The organism is Kitasatospora sp. NPDC053308, assembly GCF_055585785.1.
This window is the reverse complement of sequence record NZ_JBVJJY010000001.1, coordinates 956,093-971,105: the sequence shown is the minus strand read 5'-3', so window position 1 is coordinate 971,105 and position 15,013 is coordinate 956,093. Positions and strand designations below refer to the sequence as shown.

The 15,013-nt window shown below is 67.8% G+C and carries 23 protein-coding genes; all 23 read right to left on the bottom strand.

Annotated features, from left to right (window positions below):
• Nucleotides 1–5: 5 nt before the first annotated feature.
• The 23 genes from rplM to rplN all read right to left on the bottom strand — a co-directional run bounded on the left by rplM (nt 6) and on the right by rplN (nt 14,949).
• Entirely contained in the window at nt 6–449 is a 444-nt protein-coding gene (gene rplM, locus ACZ6Y7_RS04550) for a 50S ribosomal protein L13 (protein WP_035848207.1), read from the bottom strand.
• 232 nt (nt 450–681) lie between these two features.
• The gene (locus ACZ6Y7_RS04545) at nt 682–2,340 is read right to left on the bottom strand and encodes an ABC-F family ATP-binding cassette domain-containing protein (protein WP_465756326.1); all 1,659 of its coding nucleotides are present in this window, start codon (nt 2,338–2,340) and stop codon (nt 682–684) included.
• A gap of 41 nt (nt 2,341–2,381) precedes the next feature.
• Nucleotides 2,382–3,296, bottom strand: a complete 915-nt coding sequence (gene truA / locus ACZ6Y7_RS04540) for a tRNA pseudouridine(38-40) synthase TruA (protein ID WP_465756325.1) — start codon at nt 3,294–3,296, stop codon at nt 2,382–2,384.
• A gap of 87 nt (nt 3,297–3,383) precedes the next feature.
• Nucleotides 3,384–3,863: a 50S ribosomal protein L17 gene (gene rplQ, locus ACZ6Y7_RS04535; protein WP_465756324.1), complete on the bottom strand. Its 480-nt coding sequence runs from the start codon at nt 3,861–3,863 to the stop codon at nt 3,384–3,386.
• A gap of 127 nt (nt 3,864–3,990) precedes the next feature.
• On the bottom strand, nt 3,991–5,013 hold the full coding sequence (locus ACZ6Y7_RS04530; RefSeq protein ID WP_030055844.1) for a DNA-directed RNA polymerase subunit alpha: 1,023 nt from the start codon (nt 5,011–5,013) through the stop codon (nt 3,991–3,993).
• A gap of 145 nt (nt 5,014–5,158) precedes the next feature.
• Nucleotides 5,159–5,566 carry a 30S ribosomal protein S11 gene (rpsK, locus tag ACZ6Y7_RS04525; RefSeq protein WP_014136257.1) on the bottom strand — a complete coding sequence of 136 codons (408 nt, stop codon included), beginning with the start codon at nt 5,564–5,566 and terminating at the stop codon, nt 5,159–5,161.
• A 72-nt stretch (nt 5,567–5,638) separates the two neighbouring features.
• Nucleotides 5,639–6,019, bottom strand: a complete 381-nt coding sequence (gene rpsM / locus ACZ6Y7_RS04520) for a 30S ribosomal protein S13 (protein ID WP_097237495.1) — start codon at nt 6,017–6,019, stop codon at nt 5,639–5,641.
• A 171-nt stretch (nt 6,020–6,190) separates the two neighbouring features.
• Nucleotides 6,191–6,304: a 50S ribosomal protein L36 gene (rpmJ, locus tag ACZ6Y7_RS04515; RefSeq protein WP_003956441.1), complete on the bottom strand. Its 114-nt coding sequence runs from the start codon at nt 6,302–6,304 to the stop codon at nt 6,191–6,193.
• A gap of 57 nt (nt 6,305–6,361) precedes the next feature.
• A complete protein-coding gene (gene infA, locus ACZ6Y7_RS04510) occupies nt 6,362–6,583 on the bottom strand; it encodes a translation initiation factor IF-1 (RefSeq protein WP_003956442.1) in 222 nt (73 codons plus the stop codon).
• 169 nt (nt 6,584–6,752) lie between these two features.
• Nucleotides 6,753–7,178, bottom strand: a complete 426-nt coding sequence (gene mscL, locus ACZ6Y7_RS04505; RefSeq protein WP_465756323.1) for a large conductance mechanosensitive channel protein MscL — start codon at nt 7,176–7,178, stop codon at nt 6,753–6,755.
• A 141-nt stretch (nt 7,179–7,319) separates the two neighbouring features.
• Nucleotides 7,320–8,159, bottom strand: a complete 840-nt coding sequence (map, locus tag ACZ6Y7_RS04500) for a type I methionyl aminopeptidase (RefSeq protein ID WP_465756322.1) — start codon at nt 8,157–8,159, stop codon at nt 7,320–7,322.
• A gap of 116 nt (nt 8,160–8,275) precedes the next feature.
• Nucleotides 8,276–8,929, bottom strand: coding sequence for an adenylate kinase (locus ACZ6Y7_RS04495; protein ID WP_465756321.1), 654 nt, complete (start codon nt 8,927–8,929; stop codon nt 8,276–8,278).
• Nucleotides 8,929–10,239 carry a preprotein translocase subunit SecY gene (gene secY / locus ACZ6Y7_RS04490; RefSeq protein ID WP_350519915.1) on the bottom strand — a complete coding sequence of 437 codons (1,311 nt, stop codon included), beginning with the start codon at nt 10,237–10,239 and terminating at the stop codon, nt 8,929–8,931. The genes ACZ6Y7_RS04495 and secY overlap by 1 nt, the downstream gene beginning before the upstream one ends.
• Before the next feature lie 323 nt (nt 10,240–10,562).
• The gene (rplO, locus tag ACZ6Y7_RS04485) at nt 10,563–11,015 is read right to left on the bottom strand and encodes a 50S ribosomal protein L15 (RefSeq protein WP_392899695.1); all 453 of its coding nucleotides are present in this window, start codon (nt 11,013–11,015) and stop codon (nt 10,563–10,565) included.
• Between the two features lie 2 nt (nt 11,016–11,017).
• Entirely contained in the window at nt 11,018–11,200 is a 183-nt protein-coding gene (gene rpmD / locus ACZ6Y7_RS04480; RefSeq protein ID WP_030055835.1) for a 50S ribosomal protein L30, read from the bottom strand.
• The gene (gene rpsE, locus ACZ6Y7_RS04475) at nt 11,200–11,820 is read right to left on the bottom strand and encodes a 30S ribosomal protein S5 (protein ID WP_402221202.1); all 621 of its coding nucleotides are present in this window, start codon (nt 11,818–11,820) and stop codon (nt 11,200–11,202) included. Before rpsE ends, rpmD begins: the two co-directional genes overlap by 1 nt.
• A 48-nt stretch (nt 11,821–11,868) precedes the next feature.
• Nucleotides 11,869–12,252, bottom strand: a complete 384-nt coding sequence (gene rplR / locus ACZ6Y7_RS04470) for a 50S ribosomal protein L18 (protein ID WP_030280785.1) — start codon at nt 12,250–12,252, stop codon at nt 11,869–11,871.
• A gap of 3 nt (nt 12,253–12,255) precedes the next feature.
• Nucleotides 12,256–12,795 (bottom strand): 50S ribosomal protein L6, encoded by a 540-nt coding sequence (gene rplF, locus ACZ6Y7_RS04465; protein WP_465520929.1) that lies wholly within the window; start codon nt 12,793–12,795, stop codon nt 12,256–12,258.
• A 22-nt stretch (nt 12,796–12,817) separates the two neighbouring features.
• Nucleotides 12,818–13,225: a 30S ribosomal protein S8 gene (gene rpsH, locus ACZ6Y7_RS04460; protein WP_207810340.1), complete on the bottom strand. Its 408-nt coding sequence runs from the start codon at nt 13,223–13,225 to the stop codon at nt 12,818–12,820.
• A 266-nt stretch (nt 13,226–13,491) separates the two neighbouring features.
• Nucleotides 13,492–13,677 carry a type Z 30S ribosomal protein S14 gene (locus tag ACZ6Y7_RS04455; protein ID WP_030055830.1) on the bottom strand — a complete coding sequence of 62 codons (186 nt, stop codon included), beginning with the start codon at nt 13,675–13,677 and terminating at the stop codon, nt 13,492–13,494.
• Nucleotides 13,678–13,681: 4 nt separating this feature from the next.
• Complete coding sequence (gene rplE, locus ACZ6Y7_RS04450; protein WP_465756320.1) at nt 13,682–14,251, bottom strand: 50S ribosomal protein L5; 570 nt, start codon at nt 14,249–14,251, stop codon at nt 13,682–13,684.
• Nucleotides 14,251–14,562: a 50S ribosomal protein L24 gene (gene rplX / locus ACZ6Y7_RS04445; RefSeq protein WP_100892787.1), complete on the bottom strand. Its 312-nt coding sequence runs from the start codon at nt 14,560–14,562 to the stop codon at nt 14,251–14,253. Before rplX ends, rplE begins: the two co-directional genes overlap by 1 nt.
• Before the next feature lie 15 nt (nt 14,563–14,577).
• Nucleotides 14,578–14,949, bottom strand: coding sequence for a 50S ribosomal protein L14 (gene rplN, locus ACZ6Y7_RS04440; RefSeq protein WP_030232481.1), 372 nt, complete (start codon nt 14,947–14,949; stop codon nt 14,578–14,580).
• Nucleotides 14,950–15,013: the final 64 nt, after the last annotated feature.

Sequence of the window (15,013 nt, the reverse complement as noted above, 5' to 3'; positions counted from 1 at the left end):
CCGAATTACTGCGCGACCTGGGTGATCTCGAACGGCACCGGCTGCTGGGCAGCGTGCGGGTGCTGGTCGCCCGAGTAGACCTTCAGCTTCGAGAGCATCTGACGGCCCAGGCTGTTCTTGGGGATCATGCCCTTGATGGCCTTCTCGACGGCCTTCTCCGGGTTCTTGTCCAGGAGGTCGTCGTAGCGCACCGAGCGCAGACCGCCCGGGAAGCCCGAGTGGCGGTAGGCCAGCTTCTGGGTCTTCTTGTTGCCGGACAGGTGCACCTTGTCGGCGTTGATGATGATGACGAAGTCACCAGTGTCAACGTGCGGCGCGTAGATCGCCTTGTGCTTGCCCCGGAGGAGGTTGGCGGCCTGGGAGGCCAGGCGGCCGAGCACGACGTCGGTCGCGTCGATGACGTGCCACTGACGCTGGACGTCGCCGGGCTTGGGGCTGTACGTACGCACGGTCGTAGCCTTCGCTTTTCAGTGAGTGGGTCCTGACAGGAGCACCCGGTCGGAGGAGCAGCCCGGCCACCCTTGGACGCAATTCAAGGGGGACCGCTGGTCACCGACCTGATGTCTCCGGCGTACCGACCTCTCACGTGAGATAGAGCGAGCCAATACGCACATCAAGCGTCCAGGTTACCGGCCAGGCCCGGAGGGGTCAAAAGCGCCCCGGACCCGCCCCCGTCGTCACTCAGCGTTCGCGCTCCACCCGGGTGACGTCCCAGACCGGCTCGGGCGACTCGTACACCCGGCCGTCCGCGCCGAACACCAGGAAACGGTCGAAGGTCCTGGCGAACCAGCGGTCGTGGGTGACGCACAGCACGGTGCCGTCGAAGGCCTCCAGCCCGGCCTGCAGCGCCTCGGCGCTCTCCAGGTCCAGGTTGTCGGTCGGCTCGTCGAGCAACAGGGCCGTCACACCGGAGAGTTCGAGCTTGAGGATCATCAGCCGGGCCTGCTGCCCGCCGGACAGCGACTCGAACTTCTGCTCCTCCTGGCGGTCCAGCTCGTACCGGCGCAGCGCGCCCATCGCGGCGCCGCGGCTGAGCGCGTGCTCCTCCTCGATGATCGAGCGGACCGTCCGGCCGAACAGCTCCGGGTGGGCGTGGGTCTGCCGGAAGTGGCCGGGTACGACCCGGGCGCCGAGCTTCCACTCACCGGTGTGCTCGACCGTCTCGTCGCCCGCCAGCAGCCGCAGCAGGTGCGACTTGCCGGCGCCGTTGGCGCCCAGCACGGCGACCCGCTCGCCGTAGAAGACCTCCAGGTCGAAGGGCTGCATCAGGCCGGTGAGCTCCAGCCGCTCCAGGGTGAACGCGCGCACCCCGGTGCGCCCGCCCTTGAGCCGCATGGTGATGCTCTGCTCGCGCGGCGGCGCCTCCGGCGGACCGGCGTCCTCGAACTTCTTCAGCCGGGTCTGGGCGGCGGAGTAGCGGGAGGCCATCTCGTGGCTGACGGCGGCGGCCTGGCGCAGGGTGACGACCAGCTTCTTCAGCTTGGCGTGCTCCTCGTCCCAGCGCCGGCGCAGCTCCTCGAAGCGCTCGAAGCGGGCCTTTCGGGCCTCGTGGAAGGTGTCGAAGCCGCCGCCGTGCACCCAGACGCTGCTGCCGGCCCCGCCGGACTCGACGCTGATGATCTTGTCGGCCGTCCTGGAAAGCAGCTCGCGGTCGTGCGAGATGAACAGGACGGTCTTCGGGGTGGCCTTGATGGCGTCCTCCAGCCAGCGCTTGGCCGGGACGTCCAGGTAGTTGTCGGGCTCGTCGAGCAGGAGCACCTCCTCGGGGCCGCGCAGCAGCGCCTCCAGCACCAGCCGCTTCTGCTCGCCGCCGGAGAGGGTGTTCAGGCCGCGCCACTGGGCCTTGTCGAAGGGCATCCCGAGGGCCGCCATGGTGCAGACGTCCCAGTCGGTCTCGTAGTCGTAGCCGCCGACGTCGGCCCAGTCGGAGAGCGCCTGGGCGTACGCCATCTGCGTCTTCTCGTCGTCCTGGGCGATCATCGCCAGCTCGGCGGCGTCCACCGCGCGGGCGGCCACCGCGATCCGCTCGGGGGCGACCGAGACCAGCAGGTCGCGCACCGAGGCGTCGGAGGGCAGCGCGCCCGGGGAGGACTGCTGGTCCTCCCGGCCGGTGGTGCCGACGAACTGGCGCATCACGCCGAGCCCGCCGCTGATCGTCACCGAACCGCCGTGCGGCTGGAGGTCCCCCGCGATCATCCGCAGCAGGGTGGTCTTGCCGGCGCCGTTCGCGCCGACCAGGGCCACCGCGGCGCCCTCGCCGACCCGGAAGGACGCGTCGTCGAACAGCACCCGCCCGTCCGGCAGGTAGTACTCCAGGTGCGAAATCTCGACGTGTCCCATGGGAGGGATTGTCCCAAGCGGACGCGCCGGGCCAAAACCGATTATCCGGCGGCCACCGGCTGCCCCGGGAGGGTGCGCATCCGCCGGGCCGCCCGGTTGCGCTCGGCCAGCTGGTCGTCCGGCGGGTAGCCGACCTCCTCCAGCGTGAGCCCGTACGGCCGGATCACGTTGACGGCCGAGTTGCGCACCCCGCCCGCCAGCACCTCGCCGGGGAACTCCACCGGCCGGTGCCCGTCGCCGACCAGCAGCATCGCGCCGACCAGCGCCCGGACCATGTTGTGGCAGAAGGCGTCGGCCCGGACGGTGGCGACCGCGAGCGAGCCCTCCTGGGCCGCGTACGGGTCCACCGGGACGCGGTCCCAGTGCAGTTCCAGCAGGGTTCGGATGGTGGTGGCGCCCTCGCGCTTCTTGCAGTACGCGGCGAAGTCGTGCTCGCCGAGCAGCAGCTTCGCGGCGGCGTTCATCCGGTCCAGGTCCAGCGGGCGGTCGTGCCACAGCACGTGGCCGCGCAGCAGAGGGTCCACCCCGCCCGGGTGGTCGGCGACCCGGTAGGCGTACCGGCGCCAGATCGCCGAGAAGCGGGCGTCGAAGCCGGCCGGCGCCTCGCCGACCCGGTAGATACGGACGTCCCCGGGGAGCCGGCCGGCCAGCCGGCGCAGCAGCTTCTCCCGGTGCGCCTCCCACAGCTCGGCGGGCAGGTCGACGTGCGCGACCTGGCCGCGCGCGTGCACCCCGGCGTCGGTGCGGCCGGCCACGGTCAGCGGGAACGGCTCCGGGCTGCGGGTGACGATCTGCAGCGCGGTCTCGATCTCCTCCTGGACCGTCCGGCGGCCGCCCTTCTGGCGGGCCCAGCCGGAGAACCCGGCGCCCTGGTAGGCGAGGTCGAGCCGGACCCGCACGTACCCGTCGGCCGGACCGTCCTTCACCGGCGGCTGCTCGGCGCAATCGTTGACCACTGCTTCTCTTCTCCCGGGTCCTCGAAGACAGGAACGGGCCCGCTCCCCCATCGCTGGGAGAGCGGGCCCGCGCAACACCTAGAGGTGTCAGGCCTGCTCGGCGGCCTCGGCCTCGTCGGCCTTGGTCTCGACGGCAGCGGCCTCGTCGGCCTCCTTGACGGCCCGCTTGGTGGCGGCCTCGGCCTCACCCACGGCGGTCTGCGCGACGGTCAGCGCCTCGACCAGCTCGATCACGGCCATCGGGGCGTTGTCGCCACGACGGGGACCGATCTTGGTGATGCGGGTGTAGCCACCCGGGCGGTTCTCGTAGCGCGGCGCGATCTCGGTGAAGAGGGTGTGCAGCACCGACACGTCGGTGATGGTCTTGCGCACCAGGCGACGGTTGTGCAGGTCGCCCTTCTTCGCCTTGGTGATCAGCTTCTCCGCCAGCGGGCGCATCCGACGGGCCTTGGCCTCGGTCGTGGTGATGCGGCCGTACTGGAACAGCTCCCGGCACAGACCGGCGAGCAGCAGCGGCTCGTGGTGCGGGCCGCCGCCGAGGCGGGCACCCTTGGTGGGACGCGGCATGGAATTACTCCTCGAATCTCCGACTGCGGCCGTACCAGGTACCGCAGCGGGCGTACGGGCACTGTGCCCGCACGACTTTCACGACAGCGGGGGCGGTTCCGGGGAACCGCCCCCGCGGTCAAGTCTCTCAGTACTGCTCGGTCTCCGCGTAACCCGCGTCGTCCAGGTCGTCGGCGCCGAAGGCGTCGGCGGCGGCGGTCGGGTCGAACCCGGGCGGGCTGTCCTTGAGGGCCAGGCCCATGCCGGCCAGCTTCGCCTTGACCTCGTCGATCGACTTCGCACCGAAGTTGCGGATGTCGAGCAGGTCGGCCTCGGAGCGGGCGACGAGCTCACCCACGGTGTGGATGCCCTCACGCTTGAGGCAGTTGTAGGAGCGGACGGTGAGCTCCAGCTCCTCGATCGGCAGCGCCAGGTCGGCGGCCAGGGCGGCGTCCGTCGGGGACGGGCCCATGTCGATGCCCTCGGCGTCGATGTTCAGCTCGCGGGCGAGGCCGAACAGCTCCACCAGGGTCTTGCCGGCCGAGGCCATGGCGTCGCGCGGACGCATGGCGGGCTTGGTCTCGACGTCGACGATCAGCTTGTCGAAGTCGGTCCGCTGCTCGACACGGGTGGCCTCGACCTTGTAGGTGACCTTCAGCACGGGGCTGTAGATCGAGTCGACCGGGATGCGGCCGATCTCCTGGCCGGAGGCCTTGTTCTGGACGGCGGAGACGTAGCCGCGACCGCGCTCGACGGTCAGCTCCATCTCCAGCTTGCCCTTGCCGTTCAGGGTGGCGAGGACCAGCTCGGGGTTGTGCACCTCGACACCCGCCGGCGGGGCGATGTCGGCGGCGGTGACGACACCCGGGCCCTGCTTGCGCAGGTACATCACGACAGGCTCGTCGTGCTCCGAGGAGACGACCAGCTGCTTGATGTTGAGGATGAGGTCGGTGACGTCCTCCTTGACGCCCGGCACGGTGGTGAACTCGTGCAGGACGCCGTCGATGCGGATGCTGGTGACAGCGGCACCCGGGATCGACGACAGGAGCGTGCGGCGCAGGGAGTTGCCGAGGGTGTAGCCGAAGCCCGGCTCCAGCGGCTCGATCACGAACCGCGAGCGGAACTCGTCGACGACCTCTTCGGTCAGCGAGGGACGCTGAGCGATAAGCATGAGGGGTGTTCCTCCAGTTGTCTTCGGCACCCACTATTTGATGCCGACAGGACCAAGCGTACGGGGTCCCGCAGGAAACGGGACCCCGTACGAGGTTTACAGCAGTACCCAGCGTGACCGGGTCGCCCCCGAAGGGACGATCGGGTCAGACGCGGCGGCGCTTCGGCGGACGGCAGCCGTTGTGCGGGGTGGGGGTGACGTCCTGGATCGAGCCGACCTCGAGGCCGGTGGCCTGGAGCGAACGGATCGCGGTCTCGCGGCCGGAGCCCGGACCCTTCACGAAGACGTCGACCTTGCGCATGCCGTGCTCCTGCGCGCGGCGGGCAGCGGCCTCGGCGGCCATCTGCGCGGCGAACGGGGTGGACTTGCGCGAGCCCTTGAAGCCGACGTGGCCGGCGGAGGCCCAGGAGATCACGTTGCCCGACGGGTCGGTGATCGAAACGATGGTGTTGTTGAACGTGCTCTTGATGTGCGCGTGGCCGTGAGCGACGTTCTTCTTTTCCTTGCGGCGGATCTTCTTCGCGCCGGCAGCCTGACGACCCTTGGGGGGCATAAGTCTGTTCTCCTACTGAGGTGGTCGGTCCGCTGACCCGCGGGCCGGAGGGATGTCCGGTGACGGGACGGACTACTTCTTGCCCGGCTTCTTCTTGCCGGCGATCGCGCGACGCGGGCCCTTGCGGGTACGCGCGTTGGTGTGGGTGCGCTGGCCGCGGACCGGCAGGCCACGGCGGTGACGCAGACCCTCGTAGCAGCCGATCTCGACCTTGCGGCGGATGTCGGCGGCCACCTCACGGCGGAGGTCACCCTCGACCGTGTAGTTGGCGTCGATGTACTGGCTCAGCTTGACCAGGTCTTCCTCGGAGATGTCGCGAACGCGGACATCCGGGTTGACGCCGGTCTCGGCGAGGGTCTGCTGGGCGCGGGTACGGCCGATGCCGTACACGTAGGTGAGGGCGATCTCGATCCGCTTCTCACGGGGGAGATCAACGCCGGCGAGGCGTGCCATTCATGGCTCCTGTGATTCTTCAGAGGTCTTGCGTGCTACCTACTCCGACACCTCACGGTGAGGGAGCCCCGGCCTCTGACCGGGGGCGGCAGTCCGTACGGAACGGATCGGGTAGCCCGCTCATGACGTTTTCGCGTCGCGCGAAGTACTACGAGAAATGCTGGGGAGAGATCAGCCCTGGCGCTGCTTGTGGCGCAGGTTGTCGCAGATCACCATGACCCGGCCGTGACGGCGGATCACCTTGCACTTGTCGCAGATCTTCTTGACGCTCGGCTTGACCTTCATGCTTCAGGTTCTCCGGGTCTAGATCTGACGCCACCGCCGTGAGGCGGTGGTGTGACTTTACTTGTAGCGGTAGACGATCCGGCCGCGCGTGAGGTCGTAGGGGCTGAGCTCCACGACGACCCGGTCGTCCGGCAGGATGCGGATGTAGTGCATGCGCATCTTGCCACTGATGTGCGCGAGGACCTTGTGACCGTTCTGCAGCTCGACCTTGAACATCGCGTTCGGAAGAGACTCGATCACGGTGCCCTCGATCTCAATGGCGCCTTGCTTCTTAGCCATGAACTGCGAGATCCACCTTCCGGGACCGGCTACCGTATGCGGAACGCTCGTGCGAACCTGGGTTCACCCCGCCCCCGAGGGGAAGAGGGCGTGCTGAAGCACGCTACGAGTGAGCCGACGGTCCATCCTACGCCAGCGCGTGGGATGCACCAAAACCGGGGTCGCCCGGTCAGCGCGGGGCGGCGACCCTGAGCGGCTCGACGTGCGAGGTGCAGGCCGAGCAGCGGCGCGCCTCCTCGGGGATCTCGGTGAGGCACTCCGGGCAGGGACGCTTCGGGGCCTTCGGCTTCTTCGGCAGGTAGCGCTCGGTGGCCTTGGTGATCGGCAGCACCACGCAGAAGTAGAGCACCGCGGCCGTCATGACGAAGGCGATCAGGACGTTGAGGAACTGGCCGTAGGGGAAGGTGACCCCGGCGAGGTGCGCCTTGTACGCGCTGAAGTCGCCGGCCGCGCCGACCACCACGCCCACCAGCGGTGTGAGGAAGGCCGACACGAAGCCGGTCACGACCGCGGTGAACGCGGCGCCGATGACCACACCGACGGCCATGTCGACCACGTTGCCGCGCATCATGAAGTCGCGGAATCCCTTGAGCACGCGCTCTCTCCTGCATCGCTCGTGAACCGGTCAGGCCACAGCGGCCCCCGTCAGCCGATAAAAATAGGACAAAAGCCCTGGAGGTCCAAACCTCCAGGGCCCTGATCCCCCGTCAGCGACGGCCGCCGACGGCCCGCGCGACTACGCGAGCGGGTCCGGAGCTGCGGTGATGCCCAGCTTCGCCAGTTCGGCCTTGCCGCCGTCGAAGGCGGTCAGCACGAGCGGGCCCTCCTCGGTCACGGCCACCGAGTGCTCCCAGTGCGAGGCCCAGGTGCCGTCGTTGGTGACGACCGTCCAGTCGTCCTCCAGCACGGTGGTGTGCGGGGTGCCGAGCGAGACCATCGGCTCGATCGCCAGGACGGTGCCGGGCACCAGCTTCGGACCCTTGCCGCGGCCGCGCTCGACGTAGTTCAGCACGTGCGGCTCCATGTGCATCGCGGTGCCGATGCCGTGGCCGCCGTAGCCCTCGGTGATGCCCCACTTGCCCTTGGGCGGCAGCGGCTGGCGGCGGATGTAGCCCTCGATCGCCTTGGAGACGTCGACCAGCCGGTTGTTCTTCTTCATCTGGGCGATGCCGGCCCACATCGAGCCCTCGGTCACCCGGCTCAGCATCTCGACCTCGGGGCGGACCTCGCCGACCGCCACGGTGATCGCCGCGTCGCCGTGCCAGCCGTCCAGGATGGCGCCGCAGTCGATCGAGATGAGGTCGCCCTCCTGCAGCACCCGCTCGCCCGGGATGCCGTGCACGACCTCGTTGTTCACCGAGGCGCAGATCACGCCCGGGAACCACAGGCCGCCGTGGTGGGCCCGGAAGTTCGAGGTCGCGCCGTGATCGGTGATGACCTTGTCCGCGACGTCGTTGAGCTCCTGGGTGGTCACCCCCGGCGCGACCGCCGCCCGGCAGGCCTTGAGGGCCTCGGCGACGACCAGCCCGGCCGCTCGCATCTTCGCGATCTGCTCGGGGGTCTTGATCTCCACCATCTGGTCACGCCTTCCAAGTCCGGATTACCACTGCCTACCACCGTACGACGCCGAAACGGCCGGGCCGCCCGCTGGGCGGGCGACCCGGCCGTACCGTCGTACGTTCGCCGAGAGACTCAGCTGTCCTGCTTCAGCGCCTCGATCGCGCGGACGGTGACCTCTTCCACCTTGCCGAGGGCCGGGATGGTCACCAGGAGACCCTGCTCCTTGTAGTACCCGATGATCGGCTCGGTCTCCGTGTGGTAGACCTCCAGCCGCGTGCGCACGGCCTCCTCGGTGTCGTCCGAGCGCTGGTACAGCTCGCCGCCGCACTCGTCGCAGACGCCCTCGACCTTCGGCGGGTTGTACGCGACGTGGAACACGTGGCTGCCGTTCTTGCGGCACAGGCGACGGCCGGCGATCCGGCGGACGACCTCGTCCTCGGGGACCTCCAGGTCCAGCACGCCGTCCAGCTTGATGCCCTGCTCGGCGAGGAACTCGTCCAGCGCCTCGGCCTGACCCAGGTTGCGGGGGAAGCCGTCGAGCAGGAAGCCGTCCGCGGCGTCCTCCTGGAGCATGCGGTCCTTGGCCATCCCGATGGTGACCTCGTCCGGTACCAGACGGCCCGCGTCCATGTAGCCCTTGGCCTCGAGCCCCAGCGGGGTGCCCTGGCCGATGTTGGCGCGGAAGAGGTCTCCGGTGGAGATGTGGGGAATGGACAGGGTCTTGGCGAGCAGGTGCGCCTGAGTACCCTTCCCGGCCCCGGGAGGACCAACGAGGACGATACGCATCAGCGGAGGAACCCTTCGTAATTGCGCTGCTGGAGCTGGCTCTCGATCTGCTTCACAGTTTCGAGTCCGACGCCGACGACGATGAGCACGCTGGTGCCGCCGAACGGGAAGTTGGTCTGCTGTCCGAAGGCGACCAGGGCGATCATCGGGATCAACGCGATCAGGCCCAGGTAGAGCGAACCCGGCCACGTGATTCGGGTCAGCACGTAGTTCAGGTACTCGGCCGTCGGTCGGCCGGCCCGGATGCCCGGGATGAAGCCACCATACTTCTTCATGTTGTCGGCAACTTCTTCGGGGTTGAAGGAGATGGCGACGTAGAAGAACGCGAAGAAGACGATCAGCAGGAAGTAGGTGGCCATGTAGATCGGGTGATCGCCCTTGACGAAGTTCGTCCGGATCCACGTGGCCCAACCCGCCTGGCTGTTGGTCAGCTGGACCACCAGGGCGGGGATGTACAGCAGCGACGAGGCGAAGATGACCGGGATGACACCCGCCTGGTTCACCTTGAGCGGGATGTAGGTCGAGGTGCCGCCGAACGCCCGGCGGCCGATCATCCGCTTCGCGTACTGCACCGGGATCCGGCGCTGGGCCTGCTCGACGAAGATGACCAGCATCACGACGACGATGCCGACCGCGACCACGGAGAGGAACTCGACCCAGCCGTCGCCGATGGTGCCGGACTGCTTGATCGCCCACATCGAGGACGGGAACTGCGCCGCGATCGAGGTGAAGATCAGCAGCGACATGCCGTTGCCGATGCCGCGGTCGGTGATCAGCTCGCCCAGCCACATGATGACCGTGGTGCCGGCCGTCATGGTGAGGACCATCACCGCGATCCGGAACACGCCGGTGTCCGGGACGATCTGGTTGGCCAGCGGGCAGCCGGAGAACAGCGCACCGCTGGAGGCCGTCGCCACGATGCCGGTGCCCTGGAGCACGGCGAGCGCGATGGTCAGGTAGCGGGTGTACTGGGTGATCTTGGCCTGGCCGGCCTGGCCCTCCTTCTTCAGCATCTCCAGTCGCGGGATCACGACCGTGAGGAGCTGGAGGATGATGCTCGCCGTGATGTACGGCATGATCCCGAGGGCGAAGATCGTCAACTGGAGGAGCGCGCCACCGCTGAACAGGTTGACGAGCCCGAAGAGGCCGCTGTTCTTGGTCTCCTTCACGCACTCGTTCACGGCCGTGAAGCTCACGCCCGGGATCGGAATGTGCGAGCCCAGCCGGAACAGCACCATGATGCCCAGCGTGAACAGCAGCTTCTTGCGCAGGTCGGGCGTCTGGAACGCCCGCGCGAACGCACTGAGCACGGTGCCTCCTGCGCCTCCCGCGCGTCGTCGGCGGGAGGGTCGGTCCTGAATTGGGGAGTTTGCGGTTCGGGCCCCCGTACAGACGGCACAGGCGAGCCTACGCGCAGCCTACAAGGGAACTCCACGGACTCTAACAGTGCGCGGCCACTCCGAAGAAGCGCGTACCGCCCCTCCCCCACTCACGGGGTACGGGATGCCCGGTTTTGCCACACAAAAGAACGAGGGCCGTTCCGGCCTGTTCTCGGTCCGCGGCCGGCCGGACATGGCGCGAGCCCCGCACCTCCCGGAGGAGGTGCGGGGCTCGAAGCCGGGTGTCAGCGGGCTCAGACGAGCTCGGTGACCGTACCGCCGGCGGCCTTGATCTTCTCGGCGGCCGAGCCGGAGACGGCGTCCACCGTCACCTGCAGGGCGACCGAGATCTCGCCGGTGCCGAGCACCTTGACGAGGGAGTTCTTGCGAACCGCGCCCTTCGCGACCAGGTCCTCGACCGTGACCTCGCCACCCTGCGGGTAGAGCTCGGCCAGCTTGTCGAGGTTGACGACCTGGAACGTGATCTTGAACGGGTTCTTGAAGCCCTTCAGCTTCGGCAGGCGCATGTGGAGCGGCATCTGGCCACCCTCGAAGCGCTGCGGAACCTGGTAGCGGGCCTTGGTGCCCTTGGTACCACGACCAGCGGTCTTACCCTTGGAGCCCTCACCACGACCCACGCGGATCTTGTCGGTCTTGGCACCCGGGGCGGGACGCAGGTTGTGGATCTTGATCGGGTTGTCGCCCATGATCAGTCCACCTCCTCAACCGTCACCAGGTGACGGACCGTGTGGGCCATCCCGCGGATCTCGGGACGGTCCTCCTTCACCACGACGTCGTGCATGCGCTTCAGGCCGAGCGAACGCAGGGTGTCACGGTGGTTCTGCTTGCTGCCGATGTACGACTTGGTCTGCGTGATCTTCAGGCGAGCCATCAGGCGCTCACCCCAGCAGCACGCGCCCGCAGCAGAGCGGCGGGGGCCACGTCCTCCAGCGGCAGGCCACGACGGGCGGCGATCTCCTCGGGGCGCACGAGGCCCTTCAGAGCAGCCACGGTGGCGTGCACGATGTTGATCGCGTTGTCCGAGCCGAGCGACTTCGACAGGATGTCGTGGATGCCGGCGCACTCCAGGACGGCACGCACCGGACCACCGGCGATAACACCGGTACCGGGGGCGGCGGGCTTCAGCAGCACGACGCCGGCGGCCTTCTCACCCTGAACCGGGTGGGGGATGGTGCCCTGGATGCGGGGGACGCGGAAGAAGTTCTTCTTGGCCTCCTCAACACCCTTGGCGATGGCGGCCGGAACCTCCTTCGCCTTGCCGTAACCGACACCGACGGTGCCCTCGCCATCGCCCACCACGACGAGCGCGGTGAAGCTGAAGCGACGGCCACCCTTGACAACCTTGGCGACACGGTTGATCGCGACGACGCGCTCGACGTAAGCGGTCTTCTCGACAGCCGGGGCGTTGCCCTGACCGTCACGCTTACGGTCGCGCCGCTCGCCACCCGTGCCGCGACCGGCGCCGCCTTCGCGGCGCTGGGGTCCAGCCATTGGAATTACCTCTCTCGTTTACGTCCGTCGACAGAGTCGACGAGCGGCTTAGAAGTCGAGCCCGGCCTCGCGAGCCGCGTCCGCCAGGGCGGCGATGCGGCCGGCGTACCGGTTGCCCGCGCGGTCGAAGACGACCGACTCGATGCCGGCGGCCTTGGCGCGCTCGGCGACCAGGCTCCCGACCTTCTTGGCCAGCTCGGTCTTGTCGCCCTCGGCGCCCTTGATGGACACGTCGAGGGTGGACGCCGACGCCAGGGTGTGACCCTTGGCGTCGTCGATGACCTGGGCGACCATGTGACGGTTCGAACGCGTCACGACGAGGCGCGGACGCACCTCGGTGCCGACGACGCGCTTGCGAACGCGGATCGCGCGGCGCTTGCGAGCGGCGCTCTTGTAGGCGTTGCCCTTGCCGATCTTGACAGAGACACTCATCGCTTACTTACCACTCTTTCCGACCTTGCGGCGGATGACCTCGCCCGCGTACTTGACGCCCTTGGCCTTGTACGGGTCGGGCTTGCGCAGCTTGCGGATGTTCGCGGCGACCTCGCCGACCTTCTGCTTGTCGATGCCGTCCACGTGGAACTTGGTGGGGGACTCGACGACGAAGGAAATACCCTCGGGCGCGGTGACCAGGATCGGGTGGCTGTAACCGAGCGAGAACTCCATGTCGGAGCCCTTCGCGTTCACACGGTAACCAACACCGCTGATCTCCAGCGACTTGCGGTAGCCCGCGGTCACGCCGGTGATCATGTTCGCCACCAGCGTGCGGGTCAGGCCGTGGAGGGCCTTCGAGCGACGCTCGTCGTTGGGGCGGGTGACGAGCACGGTGCCGTCCTCGCCCTTGCCGATCTCGATCGGCTCGGCGACGACGTGGGTGAGGGTGCCCTTCGGGCCCTTCACCGAGACCGCCTGGCCATCGATGGTGACGTCCACGCCAGCGGGGACCTGGATGGGCAGCCGTCCAATGCGCGACATTGCTGTACCTCCGTTTCCCGAATTACCAGACGTAGGCGAGGACTTCTCCGCCTACGCCCTTCTTGGCGGCCTGCTTGTCGGTCAGGAGGCCGGACGACGTGGAGATGATCGCCACGCCCAGGCCGCCGAGAACCTTCGGCAGGTTGGTGGACTTTGCGTAAACGCGCAGACCCGGCTTGCTGATGCGCTTGATGCCGGCGATGGAGCGCTCACGGTTGGGGCCGAACTTGAGCTCGATGGTCAGCTTCTTGCCGACCTCGCCCTCAGCGGGCTCCTCAACCTTGTAGGAGGAGATGTAACCCTCCTGCTGCAGGATCTCGGCGACGTGCGCCTTGATCTTGCTCGACGGCATCGCGACAGAGTCGTGGTACGCCGAGTTCGCGTTACGCAGACGCGTGAGCATGTCTGCGATGGGGTCGGTCATGGTCATGATGGCCTCAGGCCTCTCTCGCCGTGGTTTCTCCGCGCCAGGTCCCCCTTCCGCACTCTCGCGAGTTCGGCAGGGGCACAAGCGCAGGGGACCTGCGACGTAGTAAGACTGGGTGCGAGCCCTCCGTAGGAGGGCCACGGACGTCCATGGGGAAGCCGTGGCAGGGGGCCCGACCCCACTACCTTACGGGAATCCGTACGGCAGCCCAAAAACGGGCCGTGTGGGATCGGGCACCTCTGCGTCGCTGCGTACCTAAAGCTCCGGGATTACCAGGAGCTCTTGGTCACGCCCGGCAGCTCGCCGCGGTGCGCCATCTCACGGAGGCAGACACGGCACAGGCCGAACTTGCGGTACACCGAGTGCGGACGGCCGCAGCGCTGGCACCGGGTGTAGGCCCGGACGCCGAACTTCGGCTTGCGCTCGGACTTCGCGATGAGGGACTTCTTCGCCATTGGCTCACGCCTCCTTGAACGGGAAGCCCAGAGCGCGCAGGAGCGCCCGGCCCTCGTCGTCGGTCTGAGCGGTGGTCACGACGGTGATGTCCATACCGCGCTGACGGTCGACCTTGTCCTGGTCGATCTCGTGGAACATAACCTGCTCGGTCAGACCGAAGGTGTAGTTGCCACGGCCGTCGAACTGCTTCGGGGAGAGACCACGGAAGTCACGGATGCGCGGCAGGGCCAGCGACACCAGACGGTCCAGGAACTCCCACATGCGGTCACCACGGAGGGTGACGTGGGTGCCGATCGGCTGACCCTCGCGCAGCTTGAACTGCGCGATGGACTTGCGGGCCTTGGTGACGGCCGGCTTCTGACCGGTGATCGCGGTCAGGTCCTTGATGGCACCCTCGATCAGCTTGCTGTCACGGGCAGCCTCGCCGACACCCATGTTGACCACGACCTTGACCAGGCCGGGGATCAGCATGACGTTCTCGTACTTGAACTGCTCCTGCAGCTGGCCCTTGATCTCGGAGTTGTAACGCTCCTTGAGGCGGGGGGCCACCTTCTCAACAGTCGTCTCAGACATCAGATGTCCTCACCGGTTCGCTTGGCAACGCGGATCTTGTTGCCCTCGTCGTCGAAGCGGTAGCCAACGCGGGTGACGACCTTCTTGCCGTCCTTCTCCACGACCAGCTGGACGTTGGAGACGTGAACCGGGGCCTCGACGGTGACGATGCCACCCTGGGTGCCCGGACCCGGCTTGGTGTGCTTCTTGACCCGGTTCACACCCTCGACCAGGACCTTGTTCTCAGCCGGCAGGGCCTGGATGACCTTGCCCTGCTTGCCCTTGTCCTTGCCGGTGATGACCTGAACCAGGTCACCCTTCTTGATCTTCATGCTGTTCGCCATGGGTCAGAGCACCTCCGGCGCCAGCGAGATGATCTTCATGAACTTCTTGTCGCGCAGCTCGCGGCCCACGGGGCCGAAGATGCGGGTACCACGGGGGTCACCCTCGGTGTTCTTCAGAACGACCGCGGCGTTCTCGTCGAAGCGGATGTACGAGCCATCCGGACGACGACGCTCCTTGACGGTGCGGACGACGACGCACTTGACGACGTCACCCTTCTTCACCGAGCCACCGGGGATCGCGTCCTTGACGGTCGCGACGATGACGTCCCCGATTCCGGCGTAGCGGCGACCGGAGCCACCGAGAACACGGATGCAAAGGATCTCCTTGGCACCAGTGTTGTCGGCAACACGCAGTCGCGACTCCTGCTGGATCACAGCTTTCTCCTGATCGTCAACGAGAGTCGACGGGCCGGCCGCTGCTCACACCGGCGTCCTGAAC

What these genes read in the sequence shown, in the direction of transcription:
- ACZ6Y7_RS04530 (WP_030055844.1), bottom strand. Translation starts at nt 5,013, where the DNA reads ATGCTTATCGCTCAGCGTCCCTCGCTGACCGAAGAGGTCGTCGACGAG.
- rplO (WP_392899695.1), bottom strand. Translation starts at nt 11,015, where the DNA reads ATGGGCGACAACCCGATCAAGATCCACAACCTGCGTCCCGCCCCGGGT.
- rpsK (WP_014136257.1), bottom strand. Translation starts at nt 5,566, where the DNA reads ATGCCCCCCAAGGGTCGTCAGGCTGCCGGCGCGAAGAAGATCCGCCGC.
- rpmJ (WP_003956441.1), bottom strand. Translation starts at nt 6,304, where the DNA reads ATGAAGGTCAAGCCGAGCGTCAAGAAGATCTGCGACAAGTGCAAGGTG.
- rpsH (WP_207810340.1), bottom strand. Translation starts at nt 13,225, where the DNA reads ATGACCATGACCGACCCCATCGCAGACATGCTCACGCGTCTGCGTAAC.
- rpmD (WP_030055835.1), bottom strand. Translation starts at nt 11,200, where the DNA reads ATGGCTCGCCTGAAGATCACGCAGACCAAGTCGTACATCGGCAGCAAG.
- ACZ6Y7_RS04545 (WP_465756326.1), bottom strand. Translation starts at nt 2,340, where the DNA reads ATGGGACACGTCGAGATTTCGCACCTGGAGTACTACCTGCCGGACGGG.
- infA (WP_003956442.1), bottom strand. Translation starts at nt 6,583, where the DNA reads ATGGCTAAGAAGCAAGGCGCCATTGAGATCGAGGGCACCGTGATCGAG.
- rplE (WP_465756320.1), bottom strand. Translation starts at nt 14,251, where the DNA reads ATGTCTGAGACGACTGTTGAGAAGGTGGCCCCCCGCCTCAAGGAGCGT.
- ACZ6Y7_RS04495 (WP_465756321.1), bottom strand. Translation starts at nt 8,929, where the DNA reads ATGCGTATCGTCCTCGTTGGTCCTCCCGGGGCCGGGAAGGGTACTCAG.
- rpsE (WP_402221202.1), bottom strand. Translation starts at nt 11,820, where the DNA reads ATGGCTGGACCCCAGCGCCGCGAAGGCGGCGCCGGTCGCGGCACGGGT.
- rplX (WP_100892787.1), bottom strand. Translation starts at nt 14,562, where the DNA reads ATGAAGATCAAGAAGGGTGACCTGGTTCAGGTCATCACCGGCAAGGAC.
- rplR (WP_030280785.1), bottom strand. Translation starts at nt 12,252, where the DNA reads ATGAGTGTCTCTGTCAAGATCGGCAAGGGCAACGCCTACAAGAGCGCC.
- rplQ (WP_465756324.1), bottom strand. Translation starts at nt 3,863, where the DNA reads ATGCCGCGTCCCACCAAGGGTGCCCGCCTCGGCGGCGGCCCGCACCAC.
- rpsM (WP_097237495.1), bottom strand. Translation starts at nt 6,019, where the DNA reads ATGGCACGCCTCGCCGGCGTTGATCTCCCCCGTGAGAAGCGGATCGAG.
- rplF (WP_465520929.1), bottom strand. Translation starts at nt 12,795, where the DNA reads ATGTCGCGCATTGGACGGCTGCCCATCCAGGTCCCCGCTGGCGTGGAC.
- ACZ6Y7_RS04455 (WP_030055830.1), bottom strand. Translation starts at nt 13,677, where the DNA reads ATGGCGAAGAAGTCCCTCATCGCGAAGTCCGAGCGCAAGCCGAAGTTC.
- map (WP_465756322.1), bottom strand. Translation starts at nt 8,159, where the DNA reads ATGGTGGAGATCAAGACCCCCGAGCAGATCGCGAAGATGCGAGCGGCC.